This window comes from Anaerotaenia torta (genome assembly GCF_050433395.1).
Taxonomy (GTDB): Bacteria; Bacillota; Clostridia; order Lachnospirales; family Lachnospiraceae; genus Mobilitalea; species Mobilitalea torta.
Window position 1 is genome coordinate 223,947 of record NZ_JBNPXH010000003.1, and the last position, 17,368, is coordinate 241,314.

Genomic DNA, 17,368 nt, shown 5'->3' on the forward strand with positions numbered 1-17,368 from the left:
GGAAAATTGATTAAAGGATAAGAATGAGAACAGAGAATCAGAAAAAGAAGAAAAATAAAAAGGCTGGAGCTATTATACGGGTTGTTGTTGGAATACTGTTTTTCTATATCATAAGTGCAGCGGTACCTCCGTTATTTCAAAAGGAAGTAAGAGGTGAGGTTACCATTGCTTACGGCAGCGAGAATACGGCAGAAGAACGCATAAGACTGATTGATGACAATAAGGAAGCTTTGCTTTGGCGGCTCAGACTGATAGAGAGCGCGGAAAATAGTATTATAATGTCTACATTCGACTTTAGGGATGATATGAGCGGAAGGGATATTATGTCGGCTCTGAACGAAGCTGCCGGAAGGGGCGTTCATGTTAAAATACTGGTGGATGGAATAGCCGGAGAACGGCATCTTAATAACAGCGACTCTTTTAAGGAGCTGACAGAAAACGAAAATGTTGAAGTTAAGTTTTACAATAAAATCAACATGCTTACCCCCTGGAAAGGGAACTACCGGATGCATGATAAGTATCTGATTGCTGATGATAACGCATTTATTCTGGGGGGAAGAAACACCTTTGATTTGTTTCTCGGAGCGTATGGTTCTTCCCAAAATGAAGACCGGGATATTCTTGTATATGAGACAGAGGAAGGTAAAGGGAGTGCATACATACAGCTGGTGAATTATTTTGAGGAAATATGGGAATTGAACTGCTGCAAGAGGTATACGAGCCGCGGCAATTATGATGAGTCTCTGCGAAATCACTATACTGGGATGAAAGTAAGGTATGGGGAGCTGCAGGAGGAAACGGACTGGGTATCTGAAACAATAGCGGCAGAGGGGATATCTCTTCTTTCAAACCCTATCAATGCATCGAATAAAGAACCGGTACTTTGGAATCAGATGGTATCTGTTATGGGAACGAATTCCGAGGTAACCATAATAAGCCCATATATCGTTATGAATGATGATATGTATGATGATATAAAAGAGCTGGAGAAGAACGGTACGGATATAAGTGTAATTACGAATGCCCATGAAAACGGGGCCAATCCATTTGGATGCACGGATTACATTAACGAGAAGGATGAAATACTGAACAGCGGAGTCAGAGTATATGAATATTGGGGGAGACACTCCCTTCATACGAAGACGGTATTGGTTGGCAATGACATTAGTATTGTGGGTTCATTTAATATGGATATGCGGAGCACGTATCTGGATACGGAGCTGATGCTTTGTATTAAAAGCAGCGAACTTAATGAGATGCTGAAGGAAAAAGCACAAGCCCAGATGAATCAGAGCAAATGCGTTGAGGGTGGAAAAGAAGATTTCTACGGAAAAGACTATGAGATAAGAACAATAAGGAAAGATAAGAAGATACAGTATAGTATTCTTAGAAGATTAATAAAGCCGTTCCGACAATTGCTATAGCTGACTATATTTTTGGAATCCTTGACAGATCAGCATGGAAGAGAAGGGACAGGAGGGGTGAGAATATGAGTGACAGATATCAAGTCGGAGAGTTTATCCAAAAGGACGAAATAGAGATTGAGGTGCCGGGTTCCAAAAGCATTACAAACCGTGCTCTGATGCTGGCGGCACTGTCCAATGGGAGCTGCAGGCTGACAGGGGTGCTCTTCAGTGACGATACCAGAGCCTTTTTAAGCTGCCTGACAGAGCTGGGCTTTAATGTGAGAATAGAAGAGGAGATTAAGACAGTTACGATACAGGGACTTGGCGGTGTAATACCGAACCGGACTGCAGAAATCAACGTCAGAAGTGCCGGAACAGCCGCCCGGTTTTTAACGGCATTGCTGGCCTTTGCCGGAGGAGATTATATCCTGCGATCCTCCGCGCAGATGGAAAGACGGCCCATGGAACCGCTGATCGCCTCACTTCATGATATGGGGGTTTCTGTAAACTGTTTGAAGGAGGAAGGACATTTTCCCTTTGAAATCCATTCCCGGGGAATTGCCGCGGAGGAAATCACGATGGATACCTCCATAAGCAGTCAGTTCGTAAGCGCATTGCTGATGGCAGGAGTGCTGTCACCCCGGGGAGTCAGAGTGAGGATGTCCGGCAGCAGAAAGGCGGGGGCATATATTAAGCTCACCCTTGCTATGATGAAGCAGTTTGGTATCGAGGTGGCACAGGAGGGCAATGTATGTTATGTACCGCATAATCTCACCTATCATATTACATCCTATCAGGTAGAGCCGGATGTATCGGCCGCCTGTTATTTCTATGCAATGGCCCCCTTATTGGGAATAGCAGTTACGGTTAAAGGTGTGCATGATGCTTCCATGCAGGGGGATATTAAGTTTATAGAAGTGCTGAGGCAGCTTGGGTGCCTGGCAGAGGATGCGGAGCAGGGAATCCGCGTAGTTGGCAGAAGGGATAGAATATATCCGGGTATTACGGTGGATATGAATGATTTCTCCGACCAGACGATGACTCTGGCGGCACTTGCCCCTTTTGCATCCTCTCCCACCAACATAAAAAACATAGCACATATCCGGCTGCAGGAATCAGACCGGATCAGAGCGATTATCCAGGAGCTGACCCGCCTGGGAATACGCTGTGAAGAGAGCCGGGAGGATGGCGGGATCTGCATCTATCCGGGCAGAATTACGCCGGCGGTAGTAGAGACTTATGAGGATCACCGGATGGCAATGGCCTTTACTTTGATCGGCCTTCGGGCGGAAGGGGTTGTGATCGATAATCCTCACTGCTGTGCGAAGACATTTGAGAATTATTTTGAGATCATAGATGAGTTGACGGAGGCCTGGAATAAATAAGTTATAGAACATAGCTTATCATGCGTCATGTTTGTCATTACAGTAGGGGCAAGAAAGATAAGGAATATTGCGGGAGGTATCGGGTGGAAGAGAAGGCGCAACAGCAAAAATCATATACAAAGGTCATTGACTACATCAAGCATCAGATACGGGAAGGAAACCTGATCTCCGGCAGTAAGCTGCCGGCAGAGAGGGAATTGTCTCAAATATTGGGGATCAGCCGTAATTCTGTCCGCGAAGCGATTCGTACCCTGGATATTATGGGTGTGATCTCCAGTCAGCAGGGGGCAGGGAATTATCTTACCGGTAATTTTGAGAACAATCTGGTGGAATCCATGTCCATGATGTTTTTGCTCAACCAGATCGACTACCGGCAGATCAGTCAGCTTCGCCGGGGACTGGAGCTGCAGGCCCTTATGCTGGCCATCGACCATATAACGGATGAGCAGATCGGGGAGCTGACTAAAGTGCTGCAAGAATTAGAGCATACCACCGAGGAAAACAATGTCATATTGGATAAAAAGCTGCACTATACCATTGCCATAGCTTCCCAAAATACATTGATTGTCAGCATTCTTCAAGCACTGTCCGACTTGATGGATCAATTTATCTCGGATTTGAGAAGAGAAATATTAAGCTCGCCGGATAGTAAACTTGTATTGTGGGAAGCACATAATGCGATGATGAAAAGCCTGGTTACCAGGGATAAGAATCTGGCATATGAGGCTATTAATAAACATTTTGGTTTAATTGATGAAAAGCTTCAGGATAATGCAGTCCATCCTTGAACCCCTTGAACTATAACATTCTGCTGCTATGAAATTGTTAAAAAAATGACGTTTGTTGACAGCAAAGTAAAAGAAAAGTATAATAAAATTATAAAGTGGTCCTACCAATTTATAAGGCAGGCAGAGCGTTGCATAAACCCTCTGTTTCAGCTGCGGATGCGATATGATTTCTATACGGTAGATAAATAATTTATCACGCACAGGCAGCCGAAACTTCTGGTTATGCAGCTTTTCTTTTGCGGCAAAATTGGTACTACCAATTTAAACAGCCTATCTCCCATTCCGGTTAGCTGATCAGAATCAGGTATCTTATAGGCTGAACTGGGAATACACTGCTGGGAATAGAAAAAGGAGGAGCAGCATGAACATTCTGGTATGTATTAAGCAAGTGCCGGACAGCAATAAAGTGGAAGTCGATCCGGTTACTGGAGTATTAAAGAGGAACGGTGTTGAATCTAAGATGAATCCCTACGATTTATATGCGATAGAGACAGCGCTCCGCATCAGGGAGGAGCTGGGCGGCAAGATTTGTGTCCTGACCATGGGACCGGGACAGGCAGCCGGCGTGATCCGGGAGGCATTTGCCATGGGGGCCGATGAAGGGGTTCTGATATCGGACCGGAGGTTTGGAGGAGCCGATGTTCTGGCGACCAGCTATACCATATCCCAGGGAATTAAGCTTCTGGGAGAATTTGAGCTAATCCTGTGCGGAAAGCAGACGACGGATGGTGATACGGCCCAGGTTGGTCCCGAGGTATCCGAATATCTGGACATTCCCAGCGCATCCAATGTATCAAAAATCATAGAGCTGGGCACCGGGACAATTACCGTAGAGATGGATATGACCCATGATGTGGAGATTGCCAAAATACAGTATCCCTGTCTGCTGTCGGTGGATAAGGATATTTTCATGCCAAGGCTTCCCTCCTATTTGAAGAAGGAGATGACGAAGGACCGTGAAATCAGGGTGATCACCCTGGATCAGCTTGAGGATCAGGACGAGAAGCATTATGGACTGAACGGCTCTCCGACCCAGGTTCAGCGTATCTTCCCTCCCGCGGTGAATTCTCATCGCGAGCAATGGACCGGGAATCAGGCAGAGCTCACCGACCGGCTGTATCAAAAGCTGCGTGAACTAAAATTTGTATAGGAGGGAAAGGCAATGGCGAAATTAGTCATCCATCAAAGCTTAGTAGGCAATATCGAGGAAATGATCCGTCTCTGTCCCTTTAACGCAATGGAGAATAGGAACGGAGCGCTTTCTATCAACGCAGCCTGCAAGATGTGTAAGATTTGTGTGAAAAAGGGCCCCAAGGGAGCCATAGAATATGTGGAGGAGGAGGCTGCCCGGATTGATAAAAGCCTGTGGAAGGGGATCGCGGTTTATGTAGATCACGTTGACGGCCAGATTCATCCGGTTACCTATGAGCTGCTGGGCAAGGCCAGGGAGCTGGCGGCAAAGATCAATCACCCCGTATATGCGGTGATGATGGGCAGCGGGATAGGGGAAAACGGCCGCGAGCTGCTTCACTATAATATTGACAAGGTATTTTTATATGATTACAAGGCGTTGGACCGTTTTAAGATTGAGCCTTATACGGCGGTTCTTGAGGATTTTGTGACCCGGCTGCACCCGACTGCAATTCTTATGGGTGCCACCCCGGTAGGACGTCAGCTGGCTCCCCGGCTGGCGGCAAGATTGAGGACGGGACTTACCGCTGACTGCACCATCCTGGACATTAACGAGGAGACGGATCTCATTCAAATTCGGCCAGCCTTCGGCGGAAATATCATGGCGCAGATTCTGACTCCGAATCACAGGCCGCAGATGGCTACCGTCAGATACAAGGTTATGGATGCGCCTGTAAGAAGCGGCGCCGAGTCCGGTGAAATTATCATCTGTGAGCTTCCGGCAGAGAAATTGGGCAGCAGGATGGAGGTTCTCGCTATTACCGCGAAAGAAAAAGAGCAGTACATCGAAGCAGCGGAAATACTGGTGGTCGCAGGACGCGGAATCAAGAAGGAGGCGGATCTGCAGATGGTGCAGGAATTGGCGGATCTGCTGGGCGGACAGCTTGCCTGTACAAGACCGATGATGGAGGCGGGATGGGTGGAAGCGAAGCGCCAGGTAGGCTTAAGCGGAAGAACCGTAAGGCCGAATCTGATCATTACCGTGGGTGTGTCCGGTGCGGTACAGTTTACCGCCGGAATGAATCATGCCACGCATATCATTGCCATCAATAAGGATGAAAATGCGCCGATCTTTAAGACGGCCCATTACGGATTGGTGGGGGACTTATACGAAATTATTCCGAATCTGATCAATCAGATCAAGCTTGGCAGATCGATCCGGTAAACAGCGGGACGGCCGGGTGTCTGATGAATTTATATGGAGAGTGAAGGAGCGCAGGATATGCGCAGGAATGGAGGCGGCAATGAATTATAAAAGAATGGATCAGATGGATTTACGATATATCAGTCAATTAATCAATGATCCGGAACGGGTATTGTACGGTGAAGATATTAATGAAGAATACAGTCATGACGAGCTGAGTGATACCATAAGTTACCCGGATCTTGTTGTTAAGGTAATCTCCGCGCAGGAGGTGTCTGAAATCATGAAATATGCCTATGCCAATGGTATTCCGGTAACACCCCGCGGCTCGGGAACCGGGCTGGTGGGAGCTTCCGTAGCCATGGAGCATGGAATTATGCTGGATACCACGCTGATGAACCATGTTCTCGAGCTGGATGAGGATAACCTTACCATTACCGTGGAACCGGGCGTTCTCTTAATGGAGCTGTCTGACTATGTCCAGGAGAGGGACCTGTTCTATCCTCCGGACCCAGGTGAAAAATCAGCAACCATCGGCGGTAATATCAGCACCAATGCCGGAGGGATGAGAGCGGTAAAATACGGGGTAACCAGAGATTATGTCCGTGGCCTGGAGGTAGTATTGCCGGATGGAACCATCGTTGAATTCGGCGGCAAGGTAGTGAAGAACAGTACGGGCTATGCCATGAAGGATCTCATGATCGGCTCAGAGGGAACCCTTGGAATTATTACAAAAGCTACCTTGAAGCTGATTCCCCTCCCTCAGAAGGCCATCAGCCTGCTGATCCCCTTCCCCAGCCTGGAGCAGGCCATCCGAACCGTTCCGCTGATTATCAAATCAAAATCCGCTCCTACCGCAATTGAGTTTATGCAAAGGGAAGTGATCCTGGACGCGGAGCAATATCTGGGCAAGAAATTCCCGGATCACAGTGCGGATGCGTATCTGCTCCTGAAATTTGACGGCAATAGCACCCAGGAAATAGAAAAGGCATATGAGAGTGCCGCGAGGATTTGCCTTGAGCAGGGGGCGGTTGATATTCTGATATCGGACACGGCGGAGCGGGAGGAATCTATCTGGAAGGCGAGAGGAGCGTTTCTGGAGGCGATCAAAGGCTCCACTACCGGTATGGATGAGGTGGATGTAGTAGTTCCCCGCAGCTGCGTCAATGAAATGGTGGAATATATCCATGGACTGCATAAGGAGGTAGATATCCGGATTAAGAGCTTCGGCCACGCAGGGGACGGAAATCTGCATGCTTACATCTTGAGGGACGAATTAAGGGAAGAGGAGTGGCAGGAGAGAATGACCCGGGCGATGGATAAGATTTACGGCAAGGCAAGAGAACTTCGCGGCCAAGTATCCGGCGAGCATGGCATCGGCTATGCAAAGAAATCCTATCTTTTTGAGTCCCTGGATCCGGCCGCCGTGGAAATAATGAGAGGAATAAAAAGGGCCTTTGATCCGAAGAATATCTTAAATCCGGGGAAGGTATGCCAGCAATAGGAAAAGTAATTCTTTGAAAACGCAGCTCTTAATGGGCTGCGTTTGTCATTGCAGTAATAGTAAAAAGTGTAAGCGATGCTGTGAAGACGGGATGTTATGATATCAGCAGAGGATGCAATAAAACAGCTCATGCAAGAAACTTATTTCCTGGAAGATACAGACTTTTTTATAACATGTCTGCAGGGGAGTAATATGCTATGTTCTTCCGGAGGATTGCCGTTTAAAACAGAATCCATTGTTTGTGCGGCCTGTGTTCCGATTTCATGCAGTGGTAATTCAATAGTAGTAAGGGCAGGGATGACCAGGTCGGATGCTTCCAGATGATCAAAGCCGTGCAGTGAGATGTCTTCCGGAATACGGTATCCATTCTCATGCAAGGCACTCATTGCTCCTGTTGCCATCAAATCACTCATAGCAAATATTGCAGTGGGAGGTTCCTTCAGGCGGAGTAATTCCAGACAGCTGTCATATCCGTCTTTGTAATGCCAATTTCCTGTCCGTATATATTCCGGATGAAAGGGAAGGTTATAATCCATTAGAGCAGACTGATATCCCATCATCCTTTTATGTGCCGGAACAGAATCAACAGAGCCGCAGATCAGGGCGATCTGCTTATGCCCGCATTGGATCAGATAATCCACTGCCAGCCGGGCGCCCTGGTAATCATCATAGTTAATACAATAATTGTCTTTTTTTGTATAGGCATAAGCATACACAACCGGAATCGAAAGAGGGGGCAGAATATGCCCCACATCTCTTGGATGTGTCCCGATATAGATCAGCCCGCAGACACGGGAGGAGAGAAGCGTGTTTATATTATTCTTGACACTCTGCTTGAAGGAAGCCGTATCCTCCAGTTCCCTGTAAAGAAATTCCGCTTCCCGTTTTACTTTTCGATTCACACGCAGGTTGCAAAGATTAATGGAATAATCATGGTTCTCACAGTACTCACAAATTCCGTCAATAATATCGCCGGAAGAGAAATCACTCACATCCTCGACGAGAATACCGATAATACGGCTGCTGTTTGTTTTCAGGCTTTTGGCATTAATATTGGGGATATAATTTAATTCTTTGATGGCCTGCTGAACCCGTTCTGCTGTCTTAGGTGAAACCTTGTTACTATTATTAATAACATTGGAAACAGTTCCGGTAGAAACACCGGCTAATTTGGCCACATCATGTATTGTATTCATACGAATCCTCTTTTTCTGTATAATTTTAACGTTTAATACAATAATACCATAGGCTTGTCTTGAAATCAATTAGAACCGTTTAGGTATGGGAACCTATACCATCTATAAAAGTTAGCTGAAACGTTAAATTTATCTGAAAATTCGACCGATTATCGGAAGTATGCCATCCGCTATTATATATTTTGTATAATTTCGTGGATGGATTGCTAGATATAAACAATAAATTTCATAACAATTTATAAATAGAGTGATTGACAAAAAGTCATTTTTTCGTTATAATAATTTTAACGTTTCAATTTTGGTCAAGGTGTCAGAAAACTGGAAGGTATACTATTGGGATGCGGGACATCATGTGATAAGGAGCTTATATATCAATGTTTTGTATCAGAATAAGTGCTATACATTTCTATGAACCCCTGGATCGTTATCTTTATTATATGATAGGGATAAAAATGCAAGTTTATGTGCTATGAAATTGAAACGTTAAAATTTTTATAGGAGGATTCATTATGAAAAAAAGGGTAGTATCGTTATTACTGGTGGCAATGATGGTTGTAACCATGATGGCCGGCTGTAAAGGCAAGGATGATGGGACAACATCTACTCCAACCGGAGGCGCTTCTAAGACAGAGGGCGGCAATACAGAGTCAGGTGCACCCATGACATTGGAATTGTGGACCAGCAACCGTGACGCATTGGAGAATAAGAATGCCTGGTATGTCAAAAAGATTGAAGAGGAATTCAATGTCAAAATCGAGATGAAATACAGGAATGAGGGTGCCGGTGATTATGCGGAATGGCTGACCTTGGCTATGGCGGGCAATGATGCACCGGATTGGTTCAGGGACCAGGCGGTTAATCTCACGACCCTTACCGATTATGTGAAGCAGGGCCTGGTTGCCGAGCTGAATACGGAGATGGTTAAGGAAAACATGCCCAATTACATGGCATGGACCCAGAAATACAGCAATATCTTCGGTGACGATCCCTTCAGCATCTATGCCGTGGACGGCAAAGTGTATTCTATTCCGGATGCCAAAGTTGATTTGACAAAATTCTGTCTTATGGCATACCGTCAGGACTGGCTGGATAAGCTGAGTCTGAAGGTGCCGGAGACGCAGGAGGAGTTCACGGAAGTTATGCGTGCCTTCACCTTTGATGATCCCGACGGCAATGGTGTTAAAGATACCTATGGTTATATTGGAATTACAGGAAATGCGGATTGGGCGTTTAGCCCTATATTTGCGGCATATGGTACATATCCCGGTCTTTGGTATGCCAAGGAAGACGGCACCATAACCAGAGGAGAGATAGAGCCTGCAACAAAGGAAGCTTTGAAATATATAAAAGAATTATATGATATGGGTGTGATTGATCCCGAATGGATGACCATTGATTTTGAGCAGGCGAAAAATAAGGTAGTCAGCTCCGTGGTAGGATGCAGCTGGCAGAATTGGCTTACCATATTGACGGTTGACGGATGGTGGAGTGCCTTGAAGGAAGCAGAGCCGAATTCAGGCTGGGCTGTTACCACCGGTATCGTCGGTAAAAATGGTGATCAAGGGGTTATGCAGTTTAATCCTCTGGCCGGTGTAGGCCTGGTATTCAGTAAGCATATGGAGCAGCAGCCGGAGAAGATTGCCAAATATCTTCAGGTATTTGATGCCATTGCAGGAGATCCGGCCTGGCATGAAGCAGAAATCTGGGGTGTGGAAGGTGAGACCTATACCATCAATGAAAATGGTGACCGGCAATACACGGACGCCTATGCAGATGAAGGCGCGCGTGTGAAATATGGTATTACGGCAGCTTACAGATTCCCCACATTGGAGCAGTTCCAATACGATCCGGAAGTTCATGATTCCATTGACTATACTGCGGAATTGAACGGGGTCAGAGCAAAGACTTTGGACATAATCAAAGGCAAATATGATATTCTTGGCAATTTCAAGCTTCCCGTATGGGCGGATGTGAGCGCGGAACTGCCCGATATGAACGTGATCTTTGCGGAAATGATTACCGGTGAACGGAGTATTGACGAATTTGATGCCGTTGTCCAGGAATGGATGGACAAGGGAGGAAAAGAGGCTCTGGAAGAGGCACAGCAGCTTTATAACGAACGTTTTCAATAAGCAATAATCCGGGGTTCTGCAAATGGTGCAGAGAAAGTCCGTATAACCCGGACCTTCTCTGCACCATTTTGCAATCTTCCCAATTAGAAAGGAGGCAGACTGTGACAAAGAGCTTCTCAAAGAAAAAAAACATATATACGCAGCCTTTGTGGAAAAGGATTGTAAAGTATAAAGCATTGATTATTATGATGCTGCCTGCAATGGTTTTCTTTGCAGTGTTTTGCTACACGCCCATGTATGGAGTGGTACTGGCTTTCAAAGATTACAGTATATCCAAAGGCATCATGGGAAGTGATTGGATTGGCCTGTATTATTTTAACCGGCTGTTTTCCAGCTCACGCTTCTGGGAGGTAATACAAAATACATTAATTATTAGTATTTTAAAGCTGGTAATTGGTTTCTTTCCTCCCATTATTTTTGCACTTTTATTAAATGAAATCCAGACGAAGTGGTTTAAAAAGCTAACGCAGACCGCATCCTATCTTCCTTATTTTATCTCCTGGATCGTAATGGCCGGTATTATAAGGGAAATATTCTCTGCCAACGGCGTAATCAATCAGCTTGTAACCAGCTTCGGAGGTCAGGCACAGATCTGGCTGAGCAAAAAGGATTACTTCAGGACAATTTTGGTTTCGACGGATATCTGGAAGGGGTTCGGATGGGGTTCCATCATCTATATATCTGCCATAACATCCATTGATACGCAGCTGTATGAAGCGGCGTCCCTGGACGGAGCCGGAAGGTTTCAGAAAATACTGCGGATTACCTTGCCCTGTTTGATACCGGTAATTACTATCAATTTGATTCTAGCCATGGGCGGGGTGCTGAATGCCGGTTTTGACCAAATATTTAACCTATCCAACGCCTCCGTAAAAAGTGTGGCAGATATTATTGATACTTACGTATATGAATTAGGAATACAAAAGAGGGACTATTCCCTGTCTACCGCAGTGGGATTATTTAAATCGGTAATTGCAATGTTTTTGGTCGTAAGCACTAACTTTGTTGCGAAAAAAATAAATGGTGAGGAATTTACCTTATGGTAGGAAAGGAGAGGTGCAGATGAAGAAGAAAATGACCCCAGGTAATCTGATCTTTACGGTGGTTAATACCTGTCTGATGATTGGCGTTATCATAATCACGATATATCCTTTCTGGAATCAATTTATCCTCTCTTTTGCCAGGAGGGAATATCTCTATGCGGTGGATGCACAGTGGTACCCTAAAAGCTTTGATCTATCCAGCTATAAGGTAATCTTAAAATATAAGGATATCTGGCGGGGATATGGGAACACCATACTGAGAACGATACTTGGCACAGCGCTGAGTCTTTTGGTAACAGCTATGGCCTCCTATCCATTGACCAAAAAGGATTTTCCGGGGAACAAGCAGCTGACATTTTTGATTCTTTTTACCATGCTGTTTAGCGGAGGGCTTATTCCCAGCTATCTGCTCATCACCCAACAGCTGCATTTGACGAACAGTATCTGGGTGCTGGTTCTGCCGGCACTTGCAACCCCATACAACATATTTATTATGCGTAACTTTTTCTTGTCCGTACCGGATTCCTTAGAGGAATCTGCCAGGATGGACGGAGCGGGATACTTCAGAATATTCTGGCAGATTATCGTTCCGCTGTCAAAGCCGGTACTGATAACAGTTGGATTATGGATTGCAGTGGGGCACTGGCAGGCTTGGTACGACAATTTATTGTATTTGCAAAAGCCGGATAAATGGGGACTTCAAATGATACTCAGGGAGCTTTTGGTGAGCAACCAGCAGACCAATATCTATCAGGCTGTAAAATCGACCTTTGGTACAGCGGGAGCAGTGGATGAGAGGCAGCTGAAAAGTGCGATTATCGTAATATCCATTCTGCCCATGCTTGTTATCTATCCGTTCTTGCAGAAGTTTATGAATAAGGGAATTATTCTGGGGGCGGTTAAGGGATAGAAAAGGACATAGAAAAAGGAGCTATTATGAACAGAGAAGTGGACATAAAAAATATAAAGATTAGAGATGAATTCTGGTCATCGAGACAGAAGCTGGTGAAGGAAGTTGTGATTCCATATCAGGAAAAAATATTAAATGACGAAATTCCGGGAGTGGAGAAGAGCCATGCGCTGGCTAACTTCCGGATTGCCGCCGGGCTGGAGGAAGGCGAGTTCTATGGGATGGTCTTTCAGGACAGCGATGTCGCCAAATGGCTGGAAGGGGTTGCATATTCCCTGGCGGTATCTCCGGATCCCGAACTTGAGGCCAGGGCGGATGCCGTCATTGATGTAATTGAGCAGGCCCAGCAGGCGGACGGATATCTGAATACCTATTTTACCATCAAGGAGCCGGAGCATCGATGGCAGAATCTTCATGAGTGCCATGAGCTTTATTGTGCCGGGCATATGATGGAAGCGGCAGCAGCGTACTGCGAGGCCACAGGCAAGGATAAGCTGCTTAAGGTAATGGAAAGAATGGCAGACCATATTGACGGGCTGTTCGGGCCGGGCAAGAGAACCGGAATACCCGGTCATCAGGAGATAGAAATTGGACTGATGCGGTTATATCATATTACCGGGAAAGAGAAATACCGTAACCTGGCACAGTATTTTATAGATGAACGAGGGAAAAACCCGGATTTCTTTAAGGAGGAAGCCAAGGAACGGGGAGGATGGACCCATTTCGGACTGAATCCCGCCGATACAAAATATAATCAGAGCTTTGCCCCGGTCAGAGAGCAGAAAACGGCAGAGGGGCATAGTGTGCGCGCCGTTTATATGTATACCGCTATGGCAGACCTGGCAGGGAGGACGGGAGACCGGGAATTATTTAATGCATGCGATGCATTGTGGGATAATATTACAGGGAAGAGGATGTATCTGACTGGCGGTATCGGCTCCACCGTAGAGGGAGAGGCTTTTTCTATAGACTATGATCTGCCCAATGATTCTATCTATGGGGAAACCTGTGCCTCAATCGGTCTGGTCTTCTTCGCTAAAAAGATGCTGGATATCAAGCCGGACAATAAATATGCGGATGTCATGGAGCGTGCTCTTTATAACGGGATTATCAGCGGAATGCAGTTGGATGGGAAAAGGTTCTTCTATGTAAATCCATTGGAAGTCAATCCGGGAGTCTCCGGGATTCTCCACGGATATAAGCATGTGCTGCCGGAACGTCCCGGGTGGTATGCCTGTGCCTGCTGCCCTCCCAATGTGGTAAGGCTGCTGATGTCCCTGGGAAAATATGCTTGGAGCGAAGCGGAAGACACGATTTACTCCCATCTGTTTGTGGGAGGGGAAGCAGATTTGAAACAGGCAAGTATCAAAGTAGAGAGTAAATATCCGTGGGAAGGGAAAGTGGCATATACGGTGAAGCCCAAGGCGGGAATGGAAGAGTTTACTCTTGTGATCCGAATTCCTTCCTATGTTGGAAAGAAATCTGTGAAGCTCGGAAGGGAGGAACTCAGGCAGGGTGTGCTATACGATGGAATATCTGAGGAGAATGGTTATCTGTATTTAAAGCGCAATTGGAAGGCTGGGGACAGGGTGGAAATCATCTTTGACATGCCGGTCAGAAGAGTGCGCTGCAATACAAAGGTGCGAAGCAATACCGGCCATGTGGCACTGATGAGAGGCCCTCTTGTCTATTGCTTTGAAGGAGCAGATCACGACGGAGATATCCAGGAGCTCTGGATACCGGAGGAGGCCGGGATTACTGCGAAGCCGGGAGAAAAAGAGCCGTTTGCGGGAATGGTAACCTTAGAATTAACGGGAATACGCTTAACCTCTCATGATGTGCTCTATACGGAAGAGAACCCCCAGGCCAGGAATGAAGCTATGAAGGCCATACCGTATTTTGCATGGGGAAACAGGGGATTAAATCAGATGCGGGTCTGGATGCCGGAACTGAAGAAGCTTTATTAAATTGGAGGGGGAGCTTATGAATGATAAGATTGTACTTAATGGCAAAATGATGAGAGCTGTTTATGATAAACAATGCGGCGGGTTCATCTCATTAACATCCCCGTATGACGATTACAAAGCGGACTTTCTTCTGACACCGGAAGAGTTCCCGGAGTATGACATCGATGAATGCGAATGGCTGGGAAACATAGATGGTAAAATCCTTGTCGGAGGCCGGCAGTATGCCTTCTATAGCGGATGGAATAAAGACACCGCCCTGGTTGATGGAAAAGAGAATCAGCTTCAGGTTACATATCCGGCAATCAAGAGCGGCGATATAGATCTGGGGTTCTCCCTCCAGCTCAATTTTGTGATGGTAGATAACGAGCTCCGTTGGACGGTCAGGCTTCATAACTATTCGGATGCAGAACTGAAGTTTACAGATATTAATATTCCTTTGCTGATGAATCAGTATTTCCGTATCGATGATGATTTCAAGTATGATCGCTGCGTGCTTCGCCATACCTGCATTACCGGGCACTCGTCCTATATGTACTGGGAGAAGTCCAGTGGAAATGGTCCTGTTCTGCTGCTGGCACCTTTGGGTGCTGGTACATTTACTAACCTGAGACAGGAGTTTGAAAACCGGGCATTCGGTCCGCAGCACAAACTGGGTGCGTATGAAGGAATGGTCCGGGCATGTGTGGTATGTGAGCAGCCAGTTATTCCTTATGATACTGTGGAACCATGGAGCGTAGCGTCCCAGGAGACACGAGAGCTGCAGTTTGTGCTTGCAATGCTGGAAAAAGAAGAACAGATCAATGATACACTGAATAGTTTCTCTCTCACAAATTTAAAGGCAATTCCAGGTGTCGTCGGACCAATTGATGAGGATTTCCTTATCCTGACGCGCCCGGTCGGCGCGGAGGTGTCCCTGTTCGAGAAGGAAGACCGGATCATCGGCAGTGAAGTCAAAAACGGATGGCGAGTGACACGGGTTCGCTTTGGCGGATATGGACGGCGATATGTGAAAGTCCAGAATGACGGTCAGATTGCTGCGTATTGCTTCTTTGTGACAGAACCGGTCGCGGAGATCATTGATCAGCATGCGGATTTTATTGCCAGGAATCATCTGGAAACAAATCCGGAAGACCCCTGTTATCACGGCATGCTGATATGGGATATGGTGAACAAACGCCGAATCAATCATACCTTCAATCCGTACTTCGAGCCCTGGTGGAGCGGAGGCAGTGATGATCCCGGTCTGGTCAGCGGACTGTTTCTCTCTGAAAAAAATGTGTATCGCCCGAAGGAAGAGGAGATAAATGCGCTAAACGCGTATGTGGAGGATTTCCTCCTTGTACGATTGACGGAGCAGCCTGGGTGGCGTGTGCACAGGATGGTGCCCTGGTATACTATGTTTGAGCCATGGGCAGGCCGGGGTGCAGACGATGTCTGGCGTGCATTCAACTATGTCCATGTCATCAATACCGTATGGAATATGTATAGAATTCAAAAGCAGCGGCGCTGGAGCAGGCTTCGGGAAGCAAATGAATACCTGAAGATGGCCTATGAATACACGAAGGCCATGTTCAACTATTGGATGTTCCCGGACGGTGTCGGTGCCAGTGAATTTGGAAATATGGGTGAAATGACTCTGCCCTTGTATTTGGCGGAGGATTTGAAAAAGGAGGGATTTATTCAGGAGGCGTCGGAGATGACAGCGATCTTCGATAAAAAGAGCCATTTCTTTAACTCAAAACAATTCCCCTTTGGATCGGAAATGCCCTATGATTCCACCGCTTTTGAAGCAGTATACGCATATGGTAAGCGCATTAAGAGCGATCATATCATGCGATCTTCGGCGAAAGCATCCTATTCCAACCGCGGTAAACAGCCAGTGTGGTATCTGTACTGCACGGATGTTCGCGGTGGTGGCGATACCAGCTGGAATACCAGTTATATGACCCAGCTGGGTGCGTATCCTATCCTGGATTATGCGCTTCATCAAGGACATGTGGAGGAAGACTGGATTATGGCATATTATGGCGCCTATCTTTCCGGATGGTTGATTTATAACTCCGGCGGGTATTGGGATGCTGATGAAGCAAACAAGGGGGCAACCGGCTGGATTACGATTTCTTCACAGATTAACGTGACTGGCACGCCCCATAACCCCAGGGGCAAGAAGGGGATGCCGCTTTCCAAAGGATGTGTCATTCTCTCCGGGGAAGCCGGTTTGGGCTTTTTCGGTGCGCTGCGCACGGCCTGCTCAATCGTAATAGAGCATTCCGTTTTGGGCAGAATCGGTCTTGGCTGCAGCATTGATTGCATAGATGGGAAGGAAATAGTTACGCCCAGGGACGGATTATCCGCACGTTTCTACCATATACCAGGCAGATGGCATGCGGAGGTTGAGGGAGGAGCCATTAATGCCCTTACCATAACTGAGGATAGCATATTGATAGATACGACCGCTGTGAGCAAGGAAAAACTCATGGTGCGGGTTTCTGGCATTCCGAATGAGGGAGAAGAGGAGCGGCTCATCTTTGAGAGAACTGTGTATACAGAAACGGATCCATTGAAATTTGAGGTCAGTCTAAGGTAAAAGACATTCCGCTTTCTATAAAAATAAACAACCGGAGAGAAACCAGATGCTAGTGTAGGTGTTGGAAAAGGCTTGAGGCGTATGTACCTCAGGCCTTTTTCCATACAGCTTCGCG

Annotated in this window: 12 protein-coding genes; 11 read left to right on the forward strand and 1 reads right to left on the reverse strand. The window is 46.5% G+C overall.

Translation table 11 applies throughout. From position 1 onward, the window contains the following. Positions 1–23 precede the first annotated feature (23 nt). From HNQ56_RS07030 to HNQ56_RS07055, 6 genes are all read left to right on the forward strand, one after another. Entirely contained in the window at positions 24–1,424 is a 1,401-nt protein-coding gene (locus HNQ56_RS07030; RefSeq protein ID WP_429144092.1) for a phospholipase D-like domain-containing protein, read from the forward strand. A 65-nt stretch (positions 1,425–1,489) separates the two neighbouring features. Then, positions 1,490–2,791 (forward strand): 3-phosphoshikimate 1-carboxyvinyltransferase, encoded by a 1,302-nt coding sequence (gene aroA / locus HNQ56_RS07035; RefSeq protein ID WP_429144094.1) that lies wholly within the window; start codon positions 1,490–1,492, stop codon positions 2,789–2,791. Positions 2,792–2,874: 83 nt separating this feature from the next. Then, positions 2,875–3,579 (forward strand): FadR/GntR family transcriptional regulator, encoded by a 705-nt coding sequence (locus HNQ56_RS07040; RefSeq protein ID WP_429144096.1) that lies wholly within the window; start codon positions 2,875–2,877, stop codon positions 3,577–3,579. Positions 3,580–3,940: 361 nt separating this feature from the next. Continuing rightward, positions 3,941–4,729 (forward strand): electron transfer flavoprotein subunit beta/FixA family protein, encoded by a 789-nt coding sequence (locus tag HNQ56_RS07045; protein ID WP_429144098.1) that lies wholly within the window; start codon positions 3,941–3,943, stop codon positions 4,727–4,729. A 12-nt stretch (positions 4,730–4,741) separates the two neighbouring features. Next, complete coding sequence (locus HNQ56_RS07050) at positions 4,742–5,935, forward strand: FAD-binding protein (RefSeq protein ID WP_429144099.1); 1,194 nt, start codon at positions 4,742–4,744, stop codon at positions 5,933–5,935. A gap of 79 nt (positions 5,936–6,014) precedes the next feature. Further along, positions 6,015–7,418 (forward strand): FAD-binding oxidoreductase, encoded by a 1,404-nt coding sequence (locus HNQ56_RS07055; RefSeq protein WP_429144101.1) that lies wholly within the window; start codon positions 6,015–6,017, stop codon positions 7,416–7,418. A 140-nt stretch (positions 7,419–7,558) separates the two neighbouring features. On the opposite strand, the gene HNQ56_RS07060 is transcribed toward HNQ56_RS07055, so the two are convergent. After that, the gene (locus tag HNQ56_RS07060) at positions 7,559–8,614 is read right to left on the reverse strand and encodes a LacI family DNA-binding transcriptional regulator (protein WP_429144103.1); all 1,056 of its coding nucleotides are present in this window, start codon (positions 8,612–8,614) and stop codon (positions 7,559–7,561) included. Positions 8,615–9,123: 509 nt separating this feature from the next. Between HNQ56_RS07060 and HNQ56_RS07065 the strand changes: the two genes are divergently transcribed. From HNQ56_RS07065 to HNQ56_RS07085, 5 genes are all read left to right on the forward strand, one after another. Continuing rightward, entirely contained in the window at positions 9,124–10,746 is a 1,623-nt protein-coding gene (locus HNQ56_RS07065; RefSeq protein ID WP_429144105.1) for an extracellular solute-binding protein, read from the forward strand. 101 nt (positions 10,747–10,847) lie between these two features. Then, complete coding sequence (locus tag HNQ56_RS07070; protein WP_429144106.1) at positions 10,848–11,792, forward strand: ABC transporter permease; 945 nt, start codon at positions 10,848–10,850, stop codon at positions 11,790–11,792. Between the two features lie 16 nt (positions 11,793–11,808). Next, positions 11,809–12,699 (forward strand): carbohydrate ABC transporter permease, encoded by an 891-nt coding sequence (locus HNQ56_RS07075; protein ID WP_429144108.1) that lies wholly within the window; start codon positions 11,809–11,811, stop codon positions 12,697–12,699. Positions 12,700–12,725: 26 nt separating this feature from the next. Further along, positions 12,726–14,666: a glycoside hydrolase family 127 protein gene (locus HNQ56_RS07080; RefSeq protein ID WP_429144110.1), complete on the forward strand. Its 1,941-nt coding sequence runs from the start codon at positions 12,726–12,728 to the stop codon at positions 14,664–14,666. 16 nt (positions 14,667–14,682) lie between these two features. After that, positions 14,683–17,253 carry a DUF5695 domain-containing protein gene (locus HNQ56_RS07085; protein WP_429144111.1) on the forward strand — a complete coding sequence of 857 codons (2,571 nt, stop codon included), beginning with the start codon at positions 14,683–14,685 and terminating at the stop codon, positions 17,251–17,253. Positions 17,254–17,368: the final 115 nt, after the last annotated feature.